The 16,594-nt window shown below is 75.4% G+C and carries 17 protein-coding genes; 6 read left to right on the plus strand and 11 right to left on the minus strand.

Annotated features, from left to right (window positions below; genetic code table 11):
• Positions 1-64: 64 nt before the first annotated feature.
• Positions 65-244 carry a hypothetical protein gene (locus tag RSE42_RS10640; RefSeq protein WP_021482207.1) on the plus strand — a complete coding sequence of 60 codons (180 nt, stop codon included), beginning with the start codon at positions 65-67 and terminating at the stop codon, positions 242-244.
• Between the two features lie 62 nt (positions 245-306).
• Here RSE42_RS10640 and RSE42_RS10645 read toward each other — a convergent pair whose 3' ends face one another.
• The 3 genes from RSE42_RS10645 to RSE42_RS10655 form a co-directional block, all read right to left on the minus strand.
• Positions 307-1,662 carry a cytochrome P450 gene (locus RSE42_RS10645; RefSeq protein WP_415296135.1) on the minus strand — a complete coding sequence of 452 codons (1,356 nt, stop codon included), beginning with the start codon at positions 1,660-1,662 and terminating at the stop codon, positions 307-309.
• Positions 1,659-2,075 (minus strand): DUF4383 domain-containing protein, encoded by a 417-nt coding sequence (locus RSE42_RS10650; RefSeq protein WP_044144521.1) that lies wholly within the window; start codon positions 2,073-2,075, stop codon positions 1,659-1,661. Before RSE42_RS10650 ends, RSE42_RS10645 begins: the two co-directional genes overlap by 4 nt.
• Before the next feature lie 72 nt (positions 2,076-2,147).
• Complete coding sequence (locus RSE42_RS10655; protein WP_076405000.1) at positions 2,148-3,029, minus strand: manganese catalase family protein; 882 nt, start codon at positions 3,027-3,029, stop codon at positions 2,148-2,150.
• Positions 3,030-3,413: 384 nt separating this feature from the next.
• Here RSE42_RS10655 and RSE42_RS10660 point away from each other — a divergent pair, with 384 nt between their 5' ends.
• Both RSE42_RS10660 and RSE42_RS10665 read left to right on the plus strand, forming a co-directional pair.
• On the plus strand, positions 3,414-4,013 hold the full coding sequence (locus RSE42_RS10660; protein ID WP_415296137.1) for a DUF2231 domain-containing protein: 600 nt from the start codon (positions 3,414-3,416) through the stop codon (positions 4,011-4,013).
• On the plus strand, positions 4,010-4,852 hold the full coding sequence (locus RSE42_RS10665; RefSeq protein ID WP_415296139.1) for an SDR family NAD(P)-dependent oxidoreductase: 843 nt from the start codon (positions 4,010-4,012) through the stop codon (positions 4,850-4,852). The genes RSE42_RS10660 and RSE42_RS10665 overlap by 4 nt, the downstream gene beginning before the upstream one ends.
• Here RSE42_RS10665 and RSE42_RS10670 read toward each other — a convergent pair.
• The 4 genes from RSE42_RS10670 to RSE42_RS10685 form a co-directional block, all read right to left on the minus strand.
• Complete coding sequence (locus tag RSE42_RS10670; RefSeq protein WP_051028329.1) at positions 4,786-5,079, minus strand: CDGSH iron-sulfur domain-containing protein; 294 nt, start codon at positions 5,077-5,079, stop codon at positions 4,786-4,788. The two genes, RSE42_RS10665 and RSE42_RS10670, sit on opposite strands and share 67 nt — an antisense overlap.
• Positions 5,076-6,080 carry a glycosyltransferase gene (locus tag RSE42_RS10675; protein ID WP_137280604.1) on the minus strand — a complete coding sequence of 335 codons (1,005 nt, stop codon included), beginning with the start codon at positions 6,078-6,080 and terminating at the stop codon, positions 5,076-5,078. Before RSE42_RS10675 ends, RSE42_RS10670 begins: the two co-directional genes overlap by 4 nt.
• Positions 6,073-7,275, minus strand: a complete 1,203-nt coding sequence (locus tag RSE42_RS10680; protein ID WP_415296141.1) for an iron-containing redox enzyme family protein — start codon at positions 7,273-7,275, stop codon at positions 6,073-6,075. Before RSE42_RS10680 ends, RSE42_RS10675 begins: the two co-directional genes overlap by 8 nt.
• A gap of 116 nt (positions 7,276-7,391) precedes the next feature.
• Positions 7,392-7,649, minus strand: a complete 258-nt coding sequence (locus RSE42_RS10685) for a hypothetical protein (protein WP_034654615.1) — start codon at positions 7,647-7,649, stop codon at positions 7,392-7,394.
• Positions 7,650-7,920: 271 nt separating this feature from the next.
• Here RSE42_RS10685 and RSE42_RS10690 point away from each other — a divergent pair, with 271 nt between their 5' ends.
• The 3 genes from RSE42_RS10690 to RSE42_RS10700 are packed head-to-tail and all read left to right on the plus strand — an operon-like array spanning position 7,921 to position 9,948.
• Positions 7,921-8,838: a hypothetical protein gene (locus RSE42_RS10690; protein ID WP_415296143.1), complete on the plus strand. Its 918-nt coding sequence runs from the start codon at positions 7,921-7,923 to the stop codon at positions 8,836-8,838.
• On the plus strand, positions 8,822-9,328 hold the full coding sequence (locus RSE42_RS10695) for a phage holin family protein (protein ID WP_415296144.1): 507 nt from the start codon (positions 8,822-8,824) through the stop codon (positions 9,326-9,328). Before RSE42_RS10690 ends, RSE42_RS10695 begins: the two co-directional genes overlap by 17 nt.
• Positions 9,325-9,948 (plus strand): DUF3618 domain-containing protein, encoded by a 624-nt coding sequence (locus RSE42_RS10700; RefSeq protein WP_086150568.1) that lies wholly within the window; start codon positions 9,325-9,327, stop codon positions 9,946-9,948. The genes RSE42_RS10695 and RSE42_RS10700 overlap by 4 nt, the downstream gene beginning before the upstream one ends.
• A gap of 147 nt (positions 9,949-10,095) precedes the next feature.
• Here RSE42_RS10700 and RSE42_RS10705 read toward each other — a convergent pair whose 3' ends face one another.
• From RSE42_RS10705 to RSE42_RS10720, 4 genes are all read right to left on the minus strand, one after another.
• A complete protein-coding gene (locus tag RSE42_RS10705; RefSeq protein WP_415298883.1) occupies positions 10,096-12,441 on the minus strand; it encodes a TIM barrel protein in 2,346 nt (781 codons plus the stop codon).
• A complete protein-coding gene (locus RSE42_RS10710; RefSeq protein ID WP_415296146.1) occupies positions 12,327-13,880 on the minus strand; it encodes a PQQ-dependent sugar dehydrogenase in 1,554 nt (517 codons plus the stop codon). Before RSE42_RS10710 ends, RSE42_RS10705 begins: the two co-directional genes overlap by 115 nt.
• Before the next feature lie 314 nt (positions 13,881-14,194).
• The gene (locus tag RSE42_RS10715; RefSeq protein ID WP_034654591.1) at positions 14,195-14,992 is read right to left on the minus strand and encodes an MBL fold metallo-hydrolase; all 798 of its coding nucleotides are present in this window, start codon (positions 14,990-14,992) and stop codon (positions 14,195-14,197) included.
• The gene (locus RSE42_RS10720; RefSeq protein WP_415298885.1) at positions 14,989-16,428 is read right to left on the minus strand and encodes an aldehyde dehydrogenase family protein; all 1,440 of its coding nucleotides are present in this window, start codon (positions 16,426-16,428) and stop codon (positions 14,989-14,991) included. The genes RSE42_RS10715 and RSE42_RS10720 overlap by 4 nt, the downstream gene beginning before the upstream one ends.
• Positions 16,429-16,594 lie beyond the last annotated feature (166 nt).

Genomic DNA, 16,594 nt, shown 5'->3' on the forward strand with positions numbered 1-16,594 from the left:
TGGCAGGACGCGCCGCCCGTCCGGGGCGCGAGACCAGCACGAGAGCCCGACCGAGGAGGCCGACATGAGCGAGAACGACGAGCGCGGCTACGACCCCGCCGAGGACCCGGACGCCGACCCGCGGTCGCTCAACCCCCGCGAGGGGCGGCAGGCGAGCGGCTCGGGGTCGGAGGACACGGACCCGGACGCCGAGCCGGGGAACGTCAACCCGCGCACCGGCGGGGAGGCGTCCGGCGACGCCTGACGCACGGCAGCACGAGGGCCCGGGTGCGGCGCACCCGGGCCCTCGTGCCGTCCGGGCGGTGCCTAGGCGGCCGCGCTCGTGGCGAGCTCGCCCTCCCGACGGGCGGTCTCGCCGCGCAGCCCGAACCGCAGACCGAGGTGGTCCATCGTCGGCGGGAGCGGGTCCTGGGCGAGGTAGCGGCCGCGCGCGACGGCCAGGTCGAGGCGCGCGACGCGCGCGAGCGTGTGCGACGCCAGGAGCAGCACGACGTTGCGGCCGGGGCACGACACCGGACCGCCGCTGAACGGGACGAGGCCCCAGTCGGCGTCGGCCCGGCCGTCGAGCCACGCCTCGGGCGTGAACGCGTCGGCGAACGGCAGGCGGTCCGCGTCCCGGTGGAAGAACGCGCTGAGCACGACGAACCCGGTGCCCGCCGGGAAGGTGCGCGCGCCCCAGCGCACGGGGGCGGTCGCGTCGCGCAGGATCGCGAGCGTCGTCGGCCACAGCCGGACGGACTCGAGCACGCACCCGCGGGCGTACGGGAGGACGGCCGGACCGTCCCCGGCGGTCGCCGGCTCCGCGAGCAGCCGGTCGCGCACGGCGGGCCGCGCCGCGGCGACCGCGAGCGCGCGGAACGTCGCGGCGCCTGCCGCGTCGAACGCGAAGAGCCAGTGCGGGATCTGCCGGCGCACGGCGTCCGCCCCGCCCGCGTCGCGGCCGCGCGCCGCGAGGGTCCCCGGCTCGGCGACGGCCACGTGCTCGGCGATCCGCCGTTCGAGGGCGGCGCGGAGCCAGGGCCGGCGCGGCCGGAACCACGACCAGTTCCCGTCGCGACGCAGCGCGTCGAGGATCGCGACGAGGCGCTCGTCGTCGCGCGCCGCCCGGCCGAGGACGATCGTCCGCACGGTGCGCCACCACGACGCGGCGAACGTGTCCCAGTCGAGCCGGCCCGACGCCTCGACGGTCGCGACGAGCGCGCGGGTCTCGCGCTCGACCGCGGCGACGAACGCGTCCCCGTCGCGGTGCACGGGCTCGGACATGTCGAGCACCGCCTCGTTGTACGGGCGGCGCACCAGCCGCTCCGGGAGCGGCGAGATCAGCACGCCGTCCGGCTGGAAGTGGGCGAGCGCGCCCCGCTTCTCCCAGGACGCCGGCGTGAAGGGCTCGGGCGAGCCCGCCAGGATGCGCTCGACGTGCTCGGGCCGCGTGGCGAGCACGAGCCGCCGGCCCCCGAGGCGCACGACGAGCGGCGCGCCGTCGTACCGGGCGCGCAGCCGCTCGAGGACCCGGCGCGACGTGCGGTCGACCTGGCGTCGCTCCGCCCAGGCGGTCGCGCGGGGACGCCGCACGATGGCGCCCTGGGCGACGAGCGGACCGAGCACGTCCCGCAGGACGCGCCCGGTCTCGCTCGCCGTCAGGTCGACCGGGGTGTCCGTCACGCGGCCGTCCTCGTAGTGGGCGTCGCGGGACCGGTCTCCCGGCGCGCCGGCCACAGCGCGATGGCGAGGCCTGCGGCCGCGCTCACCGCGTGCAGGACGTTGTCCGCACCGTTGATGTTGAGGACGTTCGCCTCCGGGTCGTTCACGACGACCAGCCCGTAGACGAACGCGGCCCCGTAGCCGATCGCGAGGATCCAGCCGTACGTCCGGGCGCTCGACGACCGGCTCCACAGCAGCACGCCGAGGAGGCCGATGACGAGGTGGACGACGTTGTGCAGCGGGTTGATCGCGAAGACCAGCAGGGTCTGCGAGTGGTCGTGCACGGTCCACCCGTCGAACCCCGTGACGGCGAACCCGACGACGCCCACCAGCAGGTAGACGATCCCGATGACGAGCGCCAGGTACTGGTGCACGCCCCGCGCCGGGCGGTCGGCCCGCGCGGCGTCCCGTGGTGCGGATGCGGCGGTTATGACGGTCGCCCCCTCTCAGTCCTTGTGCAGGGCGTCCTTGACGGCGCCCTTCGCCTTCTCGAGCGTCGAGGGCTTCCCGGTCGTGCCGTGGAAGCGCTCGTCCGGCGTCGTGGGCGGCGGCATCGGGACGCCCGCGGGCGGCTCGGCGACGTACGTGAACTCGCCCTTGCCGTCGGGGGTCGGGCCGCTCGCCCAGCGCCCCTCGGACGCGTGCTCGCCGTCGGAGAAGTTGATGTACTGGTAGGACACGTCGCGGTCCTCCTTCGACAGCGGGAACGTGCTGGGCACCGGCAGCTCCTCGACGCCCTCGTCACGCAGCTCCTGCGCCGCCGCGAGCCACTGGTTCTGGTGCATCGTGTCGCGCGCGAGCAGGAACGCCAGCAGGTCCTTCACCCCCGCGTCGTCGGTCATGTGGTAGAGCCGCGCCACCTGCACGCGGCCCTGCATCTCGGCGTTGGCGTTGGCCGTGAAGTCGGCGAGCAGGTTCCCGCTCGCGGTCACGTACCCGGCCGACCAGGGGTTGCCGTTCGAGTCGACGGGCCGTGCACCGGCCCCCGCGACGATCGCGTGCTGCGGGTCCGTGCCGCCGATGATCGCCGCCACGGTCGGGTCGTTCTGGACCGCTCCCTCGACGGCGCCGACGGGCGCCTTCTCGAGGAGCTGCGCGATCATCGTCGCGAGCATCTCGACGTGCCCGAACTCCTCGGCACCGATGCCGTAGAGCAGGTCGCGGTACTTGCCGGGGATGTGGGCGTTCCAGGACTGGAAGCCGTACTGCATGGCCACGGTGATCTCGCCGTACTGCCCGCCCAGCACCTCCTGGAGCTTGCGGGCGTAGACGGCGTCCGGGCGGTCCGGCGTGGCCTGGTGCTGGAGCTCTTGACGGTGGAAGAACATGTTCTCTCCCTCGGGAGGTCGCCTCCCCGCACGAGCGTGCGCGGAGGACCACGGCACGCGCCCCGTTCTCGACGCGTCGAGCGTCCTCCCACCCTGTGGCCGTCCGCCGCCGGTCGCATCTGGGGGCCGCCGAGACGCGACACGCCGGATTTCACCCCCGGCGGGGAACGCCGCCGCGGGAGCCGAGCCCCTAGCGTGGTGCCCGTCGCGGGGCAGCCGGTGAAGAAGACCGCCGCACGCCTGCCCCGCGGCGAACCGCCCTCGTCCGGGCCCGCCGGGACGAGGGCGACGTGCGTCCGGGCCCACGCGCGCGAGCGCACGCGAACGTGCCTACGGTCGACGCAGCTTCGAGAACGGGAGCTCGACGAGACCTGAGGAGCCACCATGCCCGACGCCCCCGGCACCGCCGCCCGCGACGACGACTCCCCCGTCCTCCTGCGCCTCGCCCGGCGGCTCGAGGACTCCCCCGCGCTCGACGGGCTCTCCGGCACCGTGCGCGGCGTCGCGCTCGCCCTCGTCCCCTCGCACGGACGGCTGCGCGAGGAGTTGCACGGCCGCTCGCTCGGCCACGCCCTGCACGCGACCCTCACCGACGTGCCCGTCGGTCTCTGGACCAGCGCCGCCGTGCTCGACCTCGTCGGGGGCGAGCGCAGCGCGCCCGCGGCGCAGCGTCTCGTCGGGCTCGGCGTGCTCGCGGTCGCGCCGACCGCGCTCACGGGCCTCGCCGACTACCTCGACGTCGACCGCCGCGCGCGCCGCGTCGGCGCGGTCCATGCCGCGCTCAACTCCGGCGTCTCGCTGCTGTACGGCGCGTCGTGGCTGCTGCGCCGCGGCGGCCGGCGCCGGTCGGGCGTCGCGGTGTCGCTCGTCGCCTACGGGCTCGCCGGGGCGAGCGCGTTCCTCGGCGGCCACCTGGCCCAGGCGCTGCGCGAGCCGCCCGCCGAGGTCGCGCTCGGCGACGACGACGTCCCGGACCTCCCGTGACGCCGCGTCCCCCGGCGGTCGTGCGGGACCGCGCGAACGCGCTCGTGACGGGCGCGACGAGCGGCATCGGCCGCGCGCTCGCGCACGAGCTCGCCCGGCGGGGGCACGACGTCCTGGTCGTGGCCGACCGCGACGTCGACGCGACCGTGGGCGAGCTGGCGGGGCACGGCGGGACGCACGAGGGCCTCACGGTCGACCTCACGACACCGCGCGGCGTCGAGGCCACCGCCCGGCGGGCGCGCGAGCTCGGCGTCTCGACCGTCGTCCTCAACGCGGGCGTCGGGGTGCACGGCGCGTACGCGCGCACCCCGCTCGAGGCGCAGCTGCGGCTCGTGGACCTCAACGTGCGCTCGGTCGCGCACCTGACGCACCTGCTGCTGCCCGACCTCCTCGCCGAGGGGCACGGGCGGCTGCTGGTCACGGCGTCCGTCGCCGGCGAGATGCCGGCGCCGCACTTCGCGACCTATGCGGCGTCGAAGGCGTTCCTGCGCTCGTTCGCGTGGTCGCTGCGCGGCGAGCTCGCCGGCACGGGCGTGACGGTCACCGCGCTCCTGCCCGGGCCCACCCGGACGCCGTTCTTCCGGGAGGCCGGCATGGAGCGCACGCACGTGGGGCGCCTGCCGAAGCCGAGCGCCGCCGCCGTGGCACGGCAGGCCGTGGACGCGCTCGTCCACGGCCGGCCCGAGGTCGTCCACGGTCTCCAGGGCAAGGCCATGCTGGCGGTCGCCCGCGTCCTGCCCCAGCCGGCGCGCGCCGCGTTCCACGGCTGGTTCTACGCGCCCGTCCCGCCGTCGCTGGCGGTCCCGCGCGCCCCGTCGTCGGGCTCGCCGCTGCGGTAGCCGTTCACCTTGTGCGTCCCGTCGCACCACGGGGGGATGGCCGTGCCGCCGCAGCGGCACAGGGCGACCGTCGCGCGGTGCCGCTCGATCTCACGACCCTGCTGGTCGACGAGCCGCGCGGGACCGCGCACGAGGAGCGGCCCGTCCGGGCACGCCGTGACGGTGACCTCCTCCGCCCGCGACCCCGCCCGGGACTCCTCGCGCGACGCACCCCCGGCGCCCGTCATGCGGCCACCGCCCGCGTCGTCGCGCCGCGCAGCGCGGCCGTCGGGTGCGCGGCCCGGCGGATCCGCGTGCCGGCGTACGGCACGCCGCCGTGCGCACGGCAGGCGACCGCGACCCACACGCACACCGCCCGCTCGACCAACCACGCGGGGGCCCACAGCGCCGACGACGCGGGCCACGCCGCGGTGCCCCCGGCACGCCGTCGTCCCGCCTCGGCGAGCGCGACGGCGCCCGCGAGCAGCGCCACCAGCGTCCCCAGCCACGCCGCGCGCACCGCCCCGCGACGCCGCACCACGCCGACGACGCACGCGGCGAGGAGCGGGGCGAGCGCGAGCTCCGCGACGAGCCGCACGGGCTGGGCGAACGAGTCGTACGCCTGGCGCACGCGCTGCTCGACGAACTTCCGCGTCGACGGCGGGCGCCGGGCCACGAGGAGGTCGGGACGGTGCGCGACCGTCCCGCCGCGGGCGCGCACGGTGCGCTCCAGCTCGAGGTTCTCGAACAGCACGCGGGCGTCGTACCCGGCGGGGCCGAGCGCGTCGCGCCGCAGCACCACCGTGCCGGCCCAGTCGTGACCGAGCGCGCGGTTCACGAGCGAGCGCGCGGTGTCCCAGCGCGCGTGCCACGGCAGCGGGTCGAACACGTTCTGCGGCACGACGGCGTCGGCGTCGTCGAGCGCCGCGAGCGCCCGGTCGAGCGTCGCGGCGTCCCAGCGCACGTCGTCGTCCGCCACCACGACGCGCGGTGCGGTCGTCGCGGCCAGGGCGGCGAGGACGCCGACCACCTTCCCGTTGCAGCCCGGGGGCGGCGGGCCGACGGCGACGGTGCGCGCCGCGCCGCCCCACGCGGCGGCGTGGCGCTCGCGGACGGGACCGGGCGACCCGTCCGCCACGACGACCTCGACGTGGCGCGCGAGGTCGTGCAGGTACGCGGACAGCTCGGCCGTCGCCGGCTCGTCGGGCTGCTCGCGGCGCAGCGGCAGCACGTAGGTCACGTCAGCCACGCGGCGCGTCGCCCTCCTGCGCCGCGGCGGGGCCGGTGCCCGGCTGCGGCTCGACGGCGGGTGCGAGCGGCTCGCGCAGCGCCGACGCGCCCTGCTGCCAGCGCTCGAGCGCGTGGGCGGCCACGTCGCCCTCCACGGCCAGGCACGCGGCCGCGCCGAGCAGGACGTCGTCGCGCAGCGCGGGCTCCTGCTCGACGAGGCGCCCCGCGAGGTCGCGCGCCGCGATCTGCTCGTGCACCGCGTCCGCCTCGACGTGCTCGTCGAAGTACCAGGTGGTGTCCGCGTCGTGCCCGAGGCGGCGGAAGCCGTTGCCGTACAGGCGGCTCGGCACCGACGACGTCATCTCGAACGCGGCGAGGTGGCCGACGATCGCGCCCCGCAGGCGCCGGTGCAGGCCGAAGAACGACATCGTGTTCAGGGCCGCGAGCACGACCGCGGGCACGGCGTCGACGTAGCGGCCGTACGTGTCGTCGAGCCCGACGCCGCGCATCGCCTGCGCGAACAGCTCGGCGTGCATGCGGCCGGGCCGACCGCCGCCGTACTCGTCCGCCTGGATCTCCACGAGCGCCGCCTTCGGCACGCCCGCGAGCCGCGGGACCGCCCACGTGTGCGGGTCGGCCTCCTTGAGCTGGTAGAGGGACTTCAGCGCGAGGAGCTCGCGCGCCTGCCCGGCGTCGGCGCGCTTGGCGACGTACCGCGACAGGCTCGGGCCGTCGTCGGCCGCCGCGAGCTCGAACAGCCGTCGCGCGACGCCCGCCGCGTCGGTCGCGTCGCACGCCGGCTGGCCGGCGCGCTCGCGCACCGCGGCCTCGAACGGGGCCTCGAGACGTGCCCGCACCGCGAGCAGCGCCGGGTCCCACTCCCAGTCGTCGTCGACGCCCTCGACCCCGCGGTAGTGGAGCTCGTAGAGGAGGGTGAGCGTGAGCTGGACGTCCTCGTCGCGCAGGATCGTCCCGGCGGCCGCGTCGAGCGCCGGCCCGACGGCGTCCTCGACCGGGCGCAGGCGGTCGGCCGCACCGGGGGGCTCGACGAGCGCGGCGAGGAGCGCGGCGCTCAGCGGGCCCCGCGGACGGGGCCGCGGCAGGCGGCCCGACCCCGGTGCCGGCGAGGCTCCGGGCGCGGGCTCGTCCGCCGGACCGGTCGTGGTCGCCGACCCGGCGGTGGGGACGTGGGCGGGGAGGGCGGTGGAGGTCATCACGGGTTCCTGACGCTCGCGCGGACGGCGCCCCTGCTCGACGCCACCGCCATGCTCCCCACGGACCGCCCGACTCGCGAGCCGAACCGGCTCCCGAGCGGGCGGCCGACGGTGCATCAGCCCTGCTGGGAGCCCTGCGGGGACGTCGCGGACGTGCCGTCCTGGGTCAGGTCGGCGAGGAAGCGGTGGCACTGCTGGGCCCGCTCGGAGTCCTCCGCCATCACCTTCTCGAAGAACGCGGCGATCTCCTCCTTGCCCGCGTTCCGGGCGTCGCGCACGTACTGGCCGTAGTCGTGCCCGGCCTTGAGCGAGTGGTACTGCACCGAGATGAGGTCGAACGTGACGTCGTCGAACCCGGTCTCTCCTGTGGCCATGGTCGAAACCTCCTGCGCCCGGGGGCGCGGTCGTGCTGCCGGGCCGGGCCCGGCGGGGGCGGCCGGCTGCTGGACCTCCTCCCACGGTCGCAAGGCCCCGTCCGCTCGCAACCCGCGGGGCGACCCCCGTTCCAGTTGTGTGCGCGCGGCCCGCGCCTAGCGTGGGAGGTGGTCCAGGAGGTGGCCGTACCGGCGGAGCGAGAGCCCGGCACGGCTACCGCTCCGTCATCAGTCACGCCGCACGAGCGGCGACGACGACGGGAGTCCGACCATGAGCGAGACGAACGTGCCGTACGGCTCGGGGCCCGGTTCGCCGGGTGTCGGGACGGCGCAGGGCACCGGGGACGGCGGCGGCGCCGCGTCCGGGGTGAAGCAGCGCGCGAGCGAGGACGCGTCCCACGCGGGCGACGCCGGACGCGAGGTCGCGCAGGACGCGAAGGAGAAGGCGCGCGACGTCGCGCACGAGGCCACGGACCGCGCCCGCGGCCTGGTCGACCAGACGAGGACGGAGCTCAGCGACCAGGCGCGCACGCAGCAGGAGCGCCTCGCGAGCGGGCTGCGGTCCCTCGGTGACGAGCTCCGCCAGATGGCGGACGGCACCGAGGACCCGGGCTACGCGACCGACCTCGTGCGGCGCGCCGGGGACGCCACCGGGCAGGTGGCGCAGTGGTTCGAGGACCGCGAGCCCGCGTCGGTGCTGCACGAGGTCGAGGACTTCGCGCGGCGCCGCCCGGGGACGTTCCTCCTCCTCGCCGCCGGGGCCGGCCTGCTGGTCGGGCGCCTCGTGCGCGGGATGAAGGACGCACCGGACACCGGCTCCGACCGCGAGCAGAGCGGCGGCACCGGGTCGACGCCGTCCGCGACGCGCGGCGCGCACGCCGCACCGCTCGGCACGACCACGGGTACGGGCACGACCACCGGCGCGACGACCGGGACCACCGGGACCGTCGGCGGGACCGGCACGACCGGGACCACCGGCGTGCCGGGCACGACCGGCGGCACGGGCACGACGGGCGCGCCGGACATCGGCACGGCGGGCGCGTACCCGGGCCTCGCGAACGACCGCCTGGCGCACGACCCCGACGTCGCGACGTCGGCCGAGGGCGCTCCCCCGGCGCCGTCGTACCCGCCCACGACGCCCGGCTCGGGCGCCCGGCCGGGAGGTGGCCCCGATGTCGTACACCCCTGACCCGTTCGCCGCGGCGGGCACCGGTCGGCACACGACGGGCAGCGGCCCCGACCCGGGCCTCGCGGCCACGCCGCAGCCCGTGCGGACGTCGGCGGACCAGCAGGCCGAGCAGCAGAGCCTCGGCGAGCTCGTCGCCGAGGTGAGCCGCGACCTGTCGACCCTCATGCGTCAGGAGGTCGAGCTCGCCAAGGCGGAGGCCAAGCAGTCCGCGCAGCGCGCCGGGAAGGGCGCCGGGATGCTCGCCGGCGCCGGGGTGGCGGGCCACATGGTCCTGCTGTTCCTCTCCGTGGCGCTGTGGTGGGCGCTCGGCGCCGTCATGGGCCGGGGCTGGTCGGCCGTCGTCGTCGCGGTGCTCTGGGCGATCGTCGCCGCGGTGCTCGCGGCGCGCGGACGCAAGGAGCTGCGCACGGTCGAGGGCATGCCCGAGACCACGGACACCCTCAAGAAGATCCCGAACGCCGTCCGAGGACACGAGGAGAAGAACTCATGAGCACCAGCGATCCGGAGGAGATCCGGGCGGACATCGAGCGCACGCGGACCGAGCTGAGCCGCGACGTCGACGCCCTCGGGGAGAAGGTCAAGCCCGGCAACGTGGCGCGCCGCCAGGTGGACCGCGTGCGGTCGGGCGTGACGAGCGTCAAGGACCGTGTCATGGGCAGCGCGCACGACACGGTCGACTCGGCCCGGGACACGTCGCACGGCGTCGCCGAGCGCGGGCGCGAGGCGGCCTCCTCGGTCGCCGACTCGGCGCGCAGCACGGCGTCCTCGGTCGCCGACACCGTGGGCTCCGCCCCGCGGGCGGTGCGCGAGCAGACGCAGGGCAACCCGCTCGCCGTCGGCCTCGTGGCCTTCGGCGTGGGCCTCGTCGTCGCCTCCCTCCTCCCGTCGAGCCGCGCCGAGCAGCGCGCCGCCGTCGGGGTCAAGGAGAAGGCGGCCCCGCTCGTCGAGGACGTGAAGTCCACGGCGCAGGAGGTCGTGCAGGACCTCAAGGAGCCCGCGAAGGAGGGCGCCGAGGCCGTCCGCGACGCCGCGAAGGACGCCGCGCAGTCCGTGGGGCAGCACGGCAAGGAGGCCGCGGCGGACGTCCGCGACCAGGTGAAGGAGGGCTGACAGGCCCGCACGACGGCGGCCCGGGTGACGCGTGCGTCACCCGGGCCGCCGTGCGTCCGGAGCGGGTCGGTGCCCGGACGCGCGAGCGCCGGGTGAGGCGGCGTCGGACGTCCGCCTCACCCGGCGCTCCTGCGCGTCAGGCCGGTGTCAGCCGCACGACAGCGCGTCGTGCTCGGCCGTGACCGTGGCCGTCCTCCCCTCGGCGTCGGTGGCGGTGACCGTGGCGGAGCCGGCCTCGACCTCGCCGGAGCGGACCGCGAACGACTGGTAGGCGTTCGCGCCCGGGGCGACGTTCTCGACCGTCTTCGTGCCGTACGGCGTCTCGAGCGTCACCGTGAGCGGCACGTCGTCCTCGTTGAGGGCACGGACCGCGACGTAGGTCTTGCCCGCGAGGCAGCGCGCCTGCGCCGTCGCCGTGACGTCGGGCCCGGCCTCGCCCGCGGGGACGCCGGTGAGGTACTCGAAGCCGTGGGCCGCGAAGTCCTCGCCGTCGGGCGCCTGGTCCCACTCGAGGACGTAGTACGCGACGCCGGCCTCCTGCGCCGCCGTGAGGATCTCCTGGAGCGGCACCTCGCCCTCGCCCAGGTTGGTGAACGACGGGCGGCCGCCCGCGTTCAGACCCGTGGCGTCCTTGACGTGGAGCAGCTCGATCCGGTCGCCGTACTGCTCGATGAGCGCCGGGACGTCGACGCCCGCGTGGGCGGCCCACGCGACGTCGAGCTGGAACGTCACGTACTCGGGGTTCGTCTCGCGGACCAGGATCTCCCAGGCCGAGAGCGTCTCCCCCTCGTGCTCGTACGTCGTGCGGAACTCGCCGTCGTGGTTGTGGCCGAAGAACTTCGTGAAGCCGGCGTCGACCGCCCGCTCCCCGAGCCGGTTCATGGCCTCGGCCGTCGCGAGCGTGTTCTCGTAGGTGCCGATCCCCGGTGCGGGCCAGCCGCCCGAGCCGACGTACTCCTGGCCGAGCGTCCCCACGTAGTCCAGGGTCGCGTCGAACGTGGCCTCGTCGACGTTGTAGTGCGACGACTTCACGCTCAGACCGTAGGAGTCGGCCAGCGCACGGAACTCCTCGGCGGTGTAGCCGGAGAAGTTGCCGCCGAAGGGCTCGATGTTCTTGAAGCCGATCTCCGACAGGCGCTCGAGGACGGCTGGGAGGCCCGCCTCGTTGACCCACGGGATGAGCGAGAACATCTGGATGGACACCTGCTCGGCCGGCACGACGACCGGCTCGGTGCTGCCCTCGCCCACGGCGAACGTCACCGCGTCGACGTCCACGCCGCCGGTGGTCGTCACGACGACCGAGCCGGTGCCCTCGGGCACGCTGCTCAGCGTCTGCGTGACGTCCTGCCAGCCCTCGCCCGTGAAGGCGAAGTCGGCCAGCGGCTCGGAGGACTCGGCCCCCGCACCCTGCCAGCTCAGCGTGACGGTGCCCTCGCCGCTGCCGCGGACGGTGACCTCGTCGACGGCCTCGCCCGTCGGGGCGTGGACGAGCGCGAGCGGCCGGTAGATGAACGAGTCGCCCTCGTCGAACGAGGTGACGTAGCGGCCGGCGTTCGCCGCCGGGTCCTCGACGACCTCGACGCCCTCGGCCGCGTCGTACCACTCGGCCTGCTGCGCCTGCGGCTTGAGGATGTGCGTGGCCTCGCCGGTGATGGCGGGGACGTCACCCTGGGCCTTGTCCGTGTAGGTCACGACGAGCGTGCCGAAGATCTTCTCGCCCTCGCCGTGCTCGACGGCGTCGGGGCTCGTCTGGATCGTGAAGCCGCAGCCGTCCTCGGTGACCGCGGCGCGCCCGCTCACCTCGGGGTGGGCGTGCTCGTTGTGGCCGAGGCCGAACGTGTACTGGATGTTGGTGCACACCGGCTCGTCGCCGTCCTCGGCGTCGTGCACCGCGACGGTGTACGGGACGGCGTCGCCCCAGTCGAAGACCGCGCCGTCCGGCTGGCTCAGCGTGATCTCCGGGGCGGTGTTGCCGACGGTGACCTGCTGGATCGCGAGGCCGAAGTTGCCCTCCGGGTCCGTGACGCGCAGCTGCACGGCGAACCGGCCGCGCTCGGTGAACGTGTGCGTCACCGTCTCGCCCTGGGCGTCGTACTCGCCGTCGGCGTCGAAGTCCCAGTCGAAGGTCAGGCCCTCGTTCGGGGTCTCCGCGTCCGTGGTCGCCGAGGCGTCGAACGTCACCTCGAGCGGCGCGTCGCTGCCCGACACCGGGGTGGCGGAGATCGCCGCGCGCGGGGTCTTGTTCTCCGACCCGTAGGTGATGCGGTACAGCCCGGCGTCCGGGTTCTGGCGGAAGAAGCCGTCACCGTACTCCAGGACGTACATGGACCCGTCCGGACCGAACTCCATGTCCATGACGTTGTCCCAGATCGGCTGGTTCACCGTCTCCAGGTGCGCGTTGGGCAGGAAGTCCTCGACCGCGGTGACCTCACCGGCCGACGAGAGCTCGTCGAGCGTGAACGCGACGACGTAGTCCTGGGAGAACTCCGCCATGAACGGCTTGCCGTCCCAGTACGCGGGGAACTTGCCCGGCGCGTCGGGGTAGTCGGCGGAGCGGAAGATCGGGCCGCCCATGGGCGCCTGGCCGCCGCCGCCCAGCTCGACCAGCGGGTCGAGCAGCTCCGGCTGGTCGCGGGGCGGTCGCCGTAGTAGACCTGCGGCGCCGTGGCCGGCGGGACGACGTCCAGACCGGTGTTCCACGTGGAGTTGTTCTTCGCGCCGGCCTCGCAGTCGAACCACTCGCCGGGCGTGCCCGTCGCGAAGTCCCACTCGTTGTAGTTCGCGCTGGGTCCGTGGCAGTAGGGCCAGCCGCCGTTCATCGGCTCGGTCGTGAGCTGCCACTCGACGTAGCCCATGGGGCCGCGGTCGGGGTTGGCGTTCGCCGCGTCGGGGCCGTAGTCGCCCCAGACGAGCGCGCCGGACTCGAGGTCGTAGTCGATCCGGAAGGGGTTGCGCACCCCCATCACGTAGATCTCCTCGCGCACCAGGTCCTCGGAGCCCTCGTACTGCGGGTCGTCGAAGAGGTTGCCCTCGGGGATCGTGTACGTGGTGCCGGGCCCGACCTCGGTGCCGGGGGCGATGTCCTCGATCGGGTTGATCCGCAGGATCGCGCCGCGCAGGTCGTTCGTGTTGCCCGCGCTGCGGCGGTCGTCGAACCCGGGGTTCATGCCGGGCGCGTTGTTGTTCGGGGCGTACCCGTCGGCGCCGGGGGCACCGGCCGGGGTGTTGTCACCCGTGGACAGGAAGAGGTTGCCCTCCGCGTCCCACGCCATGTCGGCGCCGACGTGGCAGCACTGGCCGCGCTGCGCGTCGACCTTGAGGATCGCGCGCTCGCTGTCCAGGTCGAGCGTGCTGCTCTCCGCGTCCCACGTGAACCGCGAGAGCTGGTTGTAGCCCAGCCACCGGTCCCAGTAGCTCTCGTCCTCGCCCGCGGGGAGCGAGTTCGGAGCGCTGCCCTGCGGCGTCGTCTCGGGGTACTCGACCCCGGTGGGCGAGGTGCCCTCCATGACGCGGGGCGCGTACACGAGGTAGACGAACCCGTTCTCCTCGAAGTCCGGGTCCAGGGAGATGCCCTGCAGCCCGTCCTCGGAGTTGGCGTAGACGTCGAGCTTCGCGATCTGCGTCGTCCGCCCGGTCGCGGTGTCGGTGAGACGGACGACGCCGTCGCGCGCGGTGTGCAGGACCCGCGAGTCGGGCAGCACGGCGAGGTCGATCGGCTCACCGGTGTCCTTGCTCAGCAGAACCTTCTCGTAGTTGTTCCAGTCGAGTGCCGCGTCGTCCTGCGCGGCCTCGGCGGCGGTCTCGCTCTCGTCTCCGCCGTGGCCGGGGTGCGCGCTCGCCCCGCTCATCGCGAGCGGGACGAGCAACGCGGCGGACAGCGCCGCCGCGGCACCTCGGGCGAGCCTGCGTCGGCTCGTGGATGGTCTGTGCACAACGTCCTCCTTGACGTGGATCGAGGAGCCCGTGGTCCCCGACCAGCAGCGCGGCACCTGTGCTCGGTGCCGCTGCTCGACGATCGCCGCTGATCGGTCGACCCGGATGGGTGGACGGCCCCGGGGACCGGGGCCTGCGCGGCGCCGTCCTGGCCCCGCGCTGCGTTCGACCCTAAGCGCGACTTTCGCTGATGCCAAGTCAGAAGTTGAAATATTGAGACGAAAAGTTGGGCCGGACCCCTCACGAAAACCGACCACAAGGTCGCTGTTCGTGGTGGGTCGCCGGGCGGCCCCCCGCGGTGGGCATCCGCCCGTCAGTCGACCCGGAGGTCGACCGTCGCGCCCCGCGCCACGGGCCGGATCTCGACCCCGGGCAGCTCCGGCGACCGCGCGAGGAAGTCGCGCAGCGGGCTGCGGAACACGCCGTAGTCGTCGTGGTGGATCGGGACGACGAGCGGCACGCCGACGCGCCGCACGAGGTCCGCTCCCTGCACGTCGTCCATGGTCACGGTCCGGCCGAGGATGCGCGTCCCGCCCAGGTGCGCGACCACCGAGTCCAGGTGCGGGAACGCGTCCGCGACGACGTCCACGTGGTCGCCCGTGAGCGTGTCGCCCGTGACGTAGACCTGGGTCTGGCGGTCGCCGTCCACGCGGTGCGTGTAGACGGTGCCCATGACCTCCGGCAGCAGCGAGCGCATGACGCCGCGCGCGTGGATCGCCGGGACCGACTCCACGTCGAGCGTCTCCTTGCCCGAGCGGAACGTCTCGATCGTGCCGGTCGGCATGCCGACCGTCGCGAAGTGGTACCGCGCCAGACGCCGCGCCGCGGACGGCGTGGTGAGGAGCGGCACCTGTCGCGTCAGGCCGCGCCGCGCGACCCGGTCGAAGTGGTCCCCGTGCAGGTGGGACAGCACGATCGCGTCGAGCGGCGGGAGGCCCGTCGGCCCGAGCGCGGGCTGGGTGCGGCGCCGCGACGCGAGACCCTTGCCGAGGTAGGCCCACTGGCCGCGGTGCAGGAAGTTCGGGTCGGTGAGCACGGTGAAGCGCCCGAACCGCAGGAGCGCCGTCGCCGTCCCGCCGAACGTGAGCGTCGCGCTCGCGCGGCGGCTCACGGCTCCCCCAGCGCTTCGAGGTGGACGGCCTTGCGCACGGTCATCTCGTCGAGCAGGTCCGGCCCGTACCCGGCCCCGCCGCCGCTGCCGCGCCGCGGGTCGGCGGACCCGCCCGGCGCGCCCCCGAACACGGCGTTCACCTTGACCGTGCCGACGTCGAGCACGTCCGCCGCGCGCAGCGCGTGCGCGAGCGACGGCGTGAGCACGGTCGCCGCCAGCCCGTACGCCGACGCGGACGCGCGGCGCAGGCCCTCGTCGAAGTCGGCGACGCGCACGACCGGCGCCACGGGGCCGAACGTCTCGGTCGTGAGCAGGTCCACGTCGTCCGGGCACCGGTCGAGCACGGTGGGCGCGTAGTACGACCCGGCCCGGTCGAGCCGCCGGCCGCCGGTCACGACCTCGGCCCCCGCCGCGAGCGCCCCCTGCACGTGCTCCTCGACGACGGCGAGCTGCGCGTCGTCGACGAGCGGTCCCATGGTCGTCGCGTCGTCGGCCGGGTCGCCCACCACGACCGCGTCCGCGAGACGCGCGAGCTCGGCGACGACCGCGTCCGCGACCTCCTCGACCACGTACGCCCGCTCGACGGCGGTGCACAGCTGGCCGCCGTTGGTGAACGCGCCGGTCGCGATCTGCTGCGCGGCGAGCACCGGGTCGACGCCCGCGTCCACGACGAGCGGGTCCTTGCCGCCGTTCTCGAGCAGCACCTTCGCCCCGCGCGCGCCGGCGGCGGCGGCGATGCGCCGGCCCGCGGCCGTGGAGCCGACGTGCGCGACCAGGGCGACGTCGTCGTGCGCGACGACGGCCGCGCCCGTCCCGCCGTCGCCGCTGACGACGCGCAGGACGTCCGGCGGGAGCGCGCCCGCCACGATCTCGGCGAGGCGCACGCCGGGGGCGTCGCTGCGCTCGGACGGCTTGTGCACCACGGTGTTGCCGGTCACGAGCGCCGCGGCGAGCAGCCCGGCGGCGGCCGGGTAGGGGTCGTTCCACGGCGTGATCACCGCGACGACGCCGCGCGGCTCGCGGCGCACGACGTCCAGCGCGGCGGGGTCGCCCGCGAGCACCCGCCCGGCCCGGCCGAGACCCGCCACGGCGGCCTCGTCGAGCAGGTCGGCGGCGACCTCGGCCGACGCGCGCGCCTCGGCCCGCAGCCGTCCGGTGGTCGTGCACAGCAGGTCGCCGAGCTCGTCGACGGCGGCGCGCACCGCGCGAGCGGCGGCGCGCAGGGCACCGGCCCGCTCCCCCGGCGGGGTCGCGCGCCACGCGGGCCAGGCGGCCGCGGCGGCGCGCACGGCGGCGTCGACCTCGTCGGCGCCCGCGCAGCGGACCGGGGCGGGGACCGACCCGTGGCCGGGTCGGTCCGGTCGAGGCGGCGCTCGCCCGCGGCCGGCGCGGACAGGTCGGGGCGCGGGGTGGGTGCGGTGGTCGTGGTCATGCAGGCCTCCCGAGGAATCACACGAAGAGAACTACCCATGGGTGCGACGTCGGCGTGCGAGAACCGCTTCTCCGGGTCAGGGTGAAGTCGGGTTGCAGCAGAGCCGACCCGCACGCGTCAGGTGGAGTGCCCCCGGTTTCTCGAGGCGCACCACGAGCCTGACCCGAACG

The sequence above is a fragment of the Cellulosimicrobium sp. SJTW-1 genome, from assembly GCF_047716875.1.
GTDB lineage: Bacteria > Actinomycetota > Actinomycetes > Actinomycetales > Cellulomonadaceae > Cellulosimicrobium > Cellulosimicrobium funkei.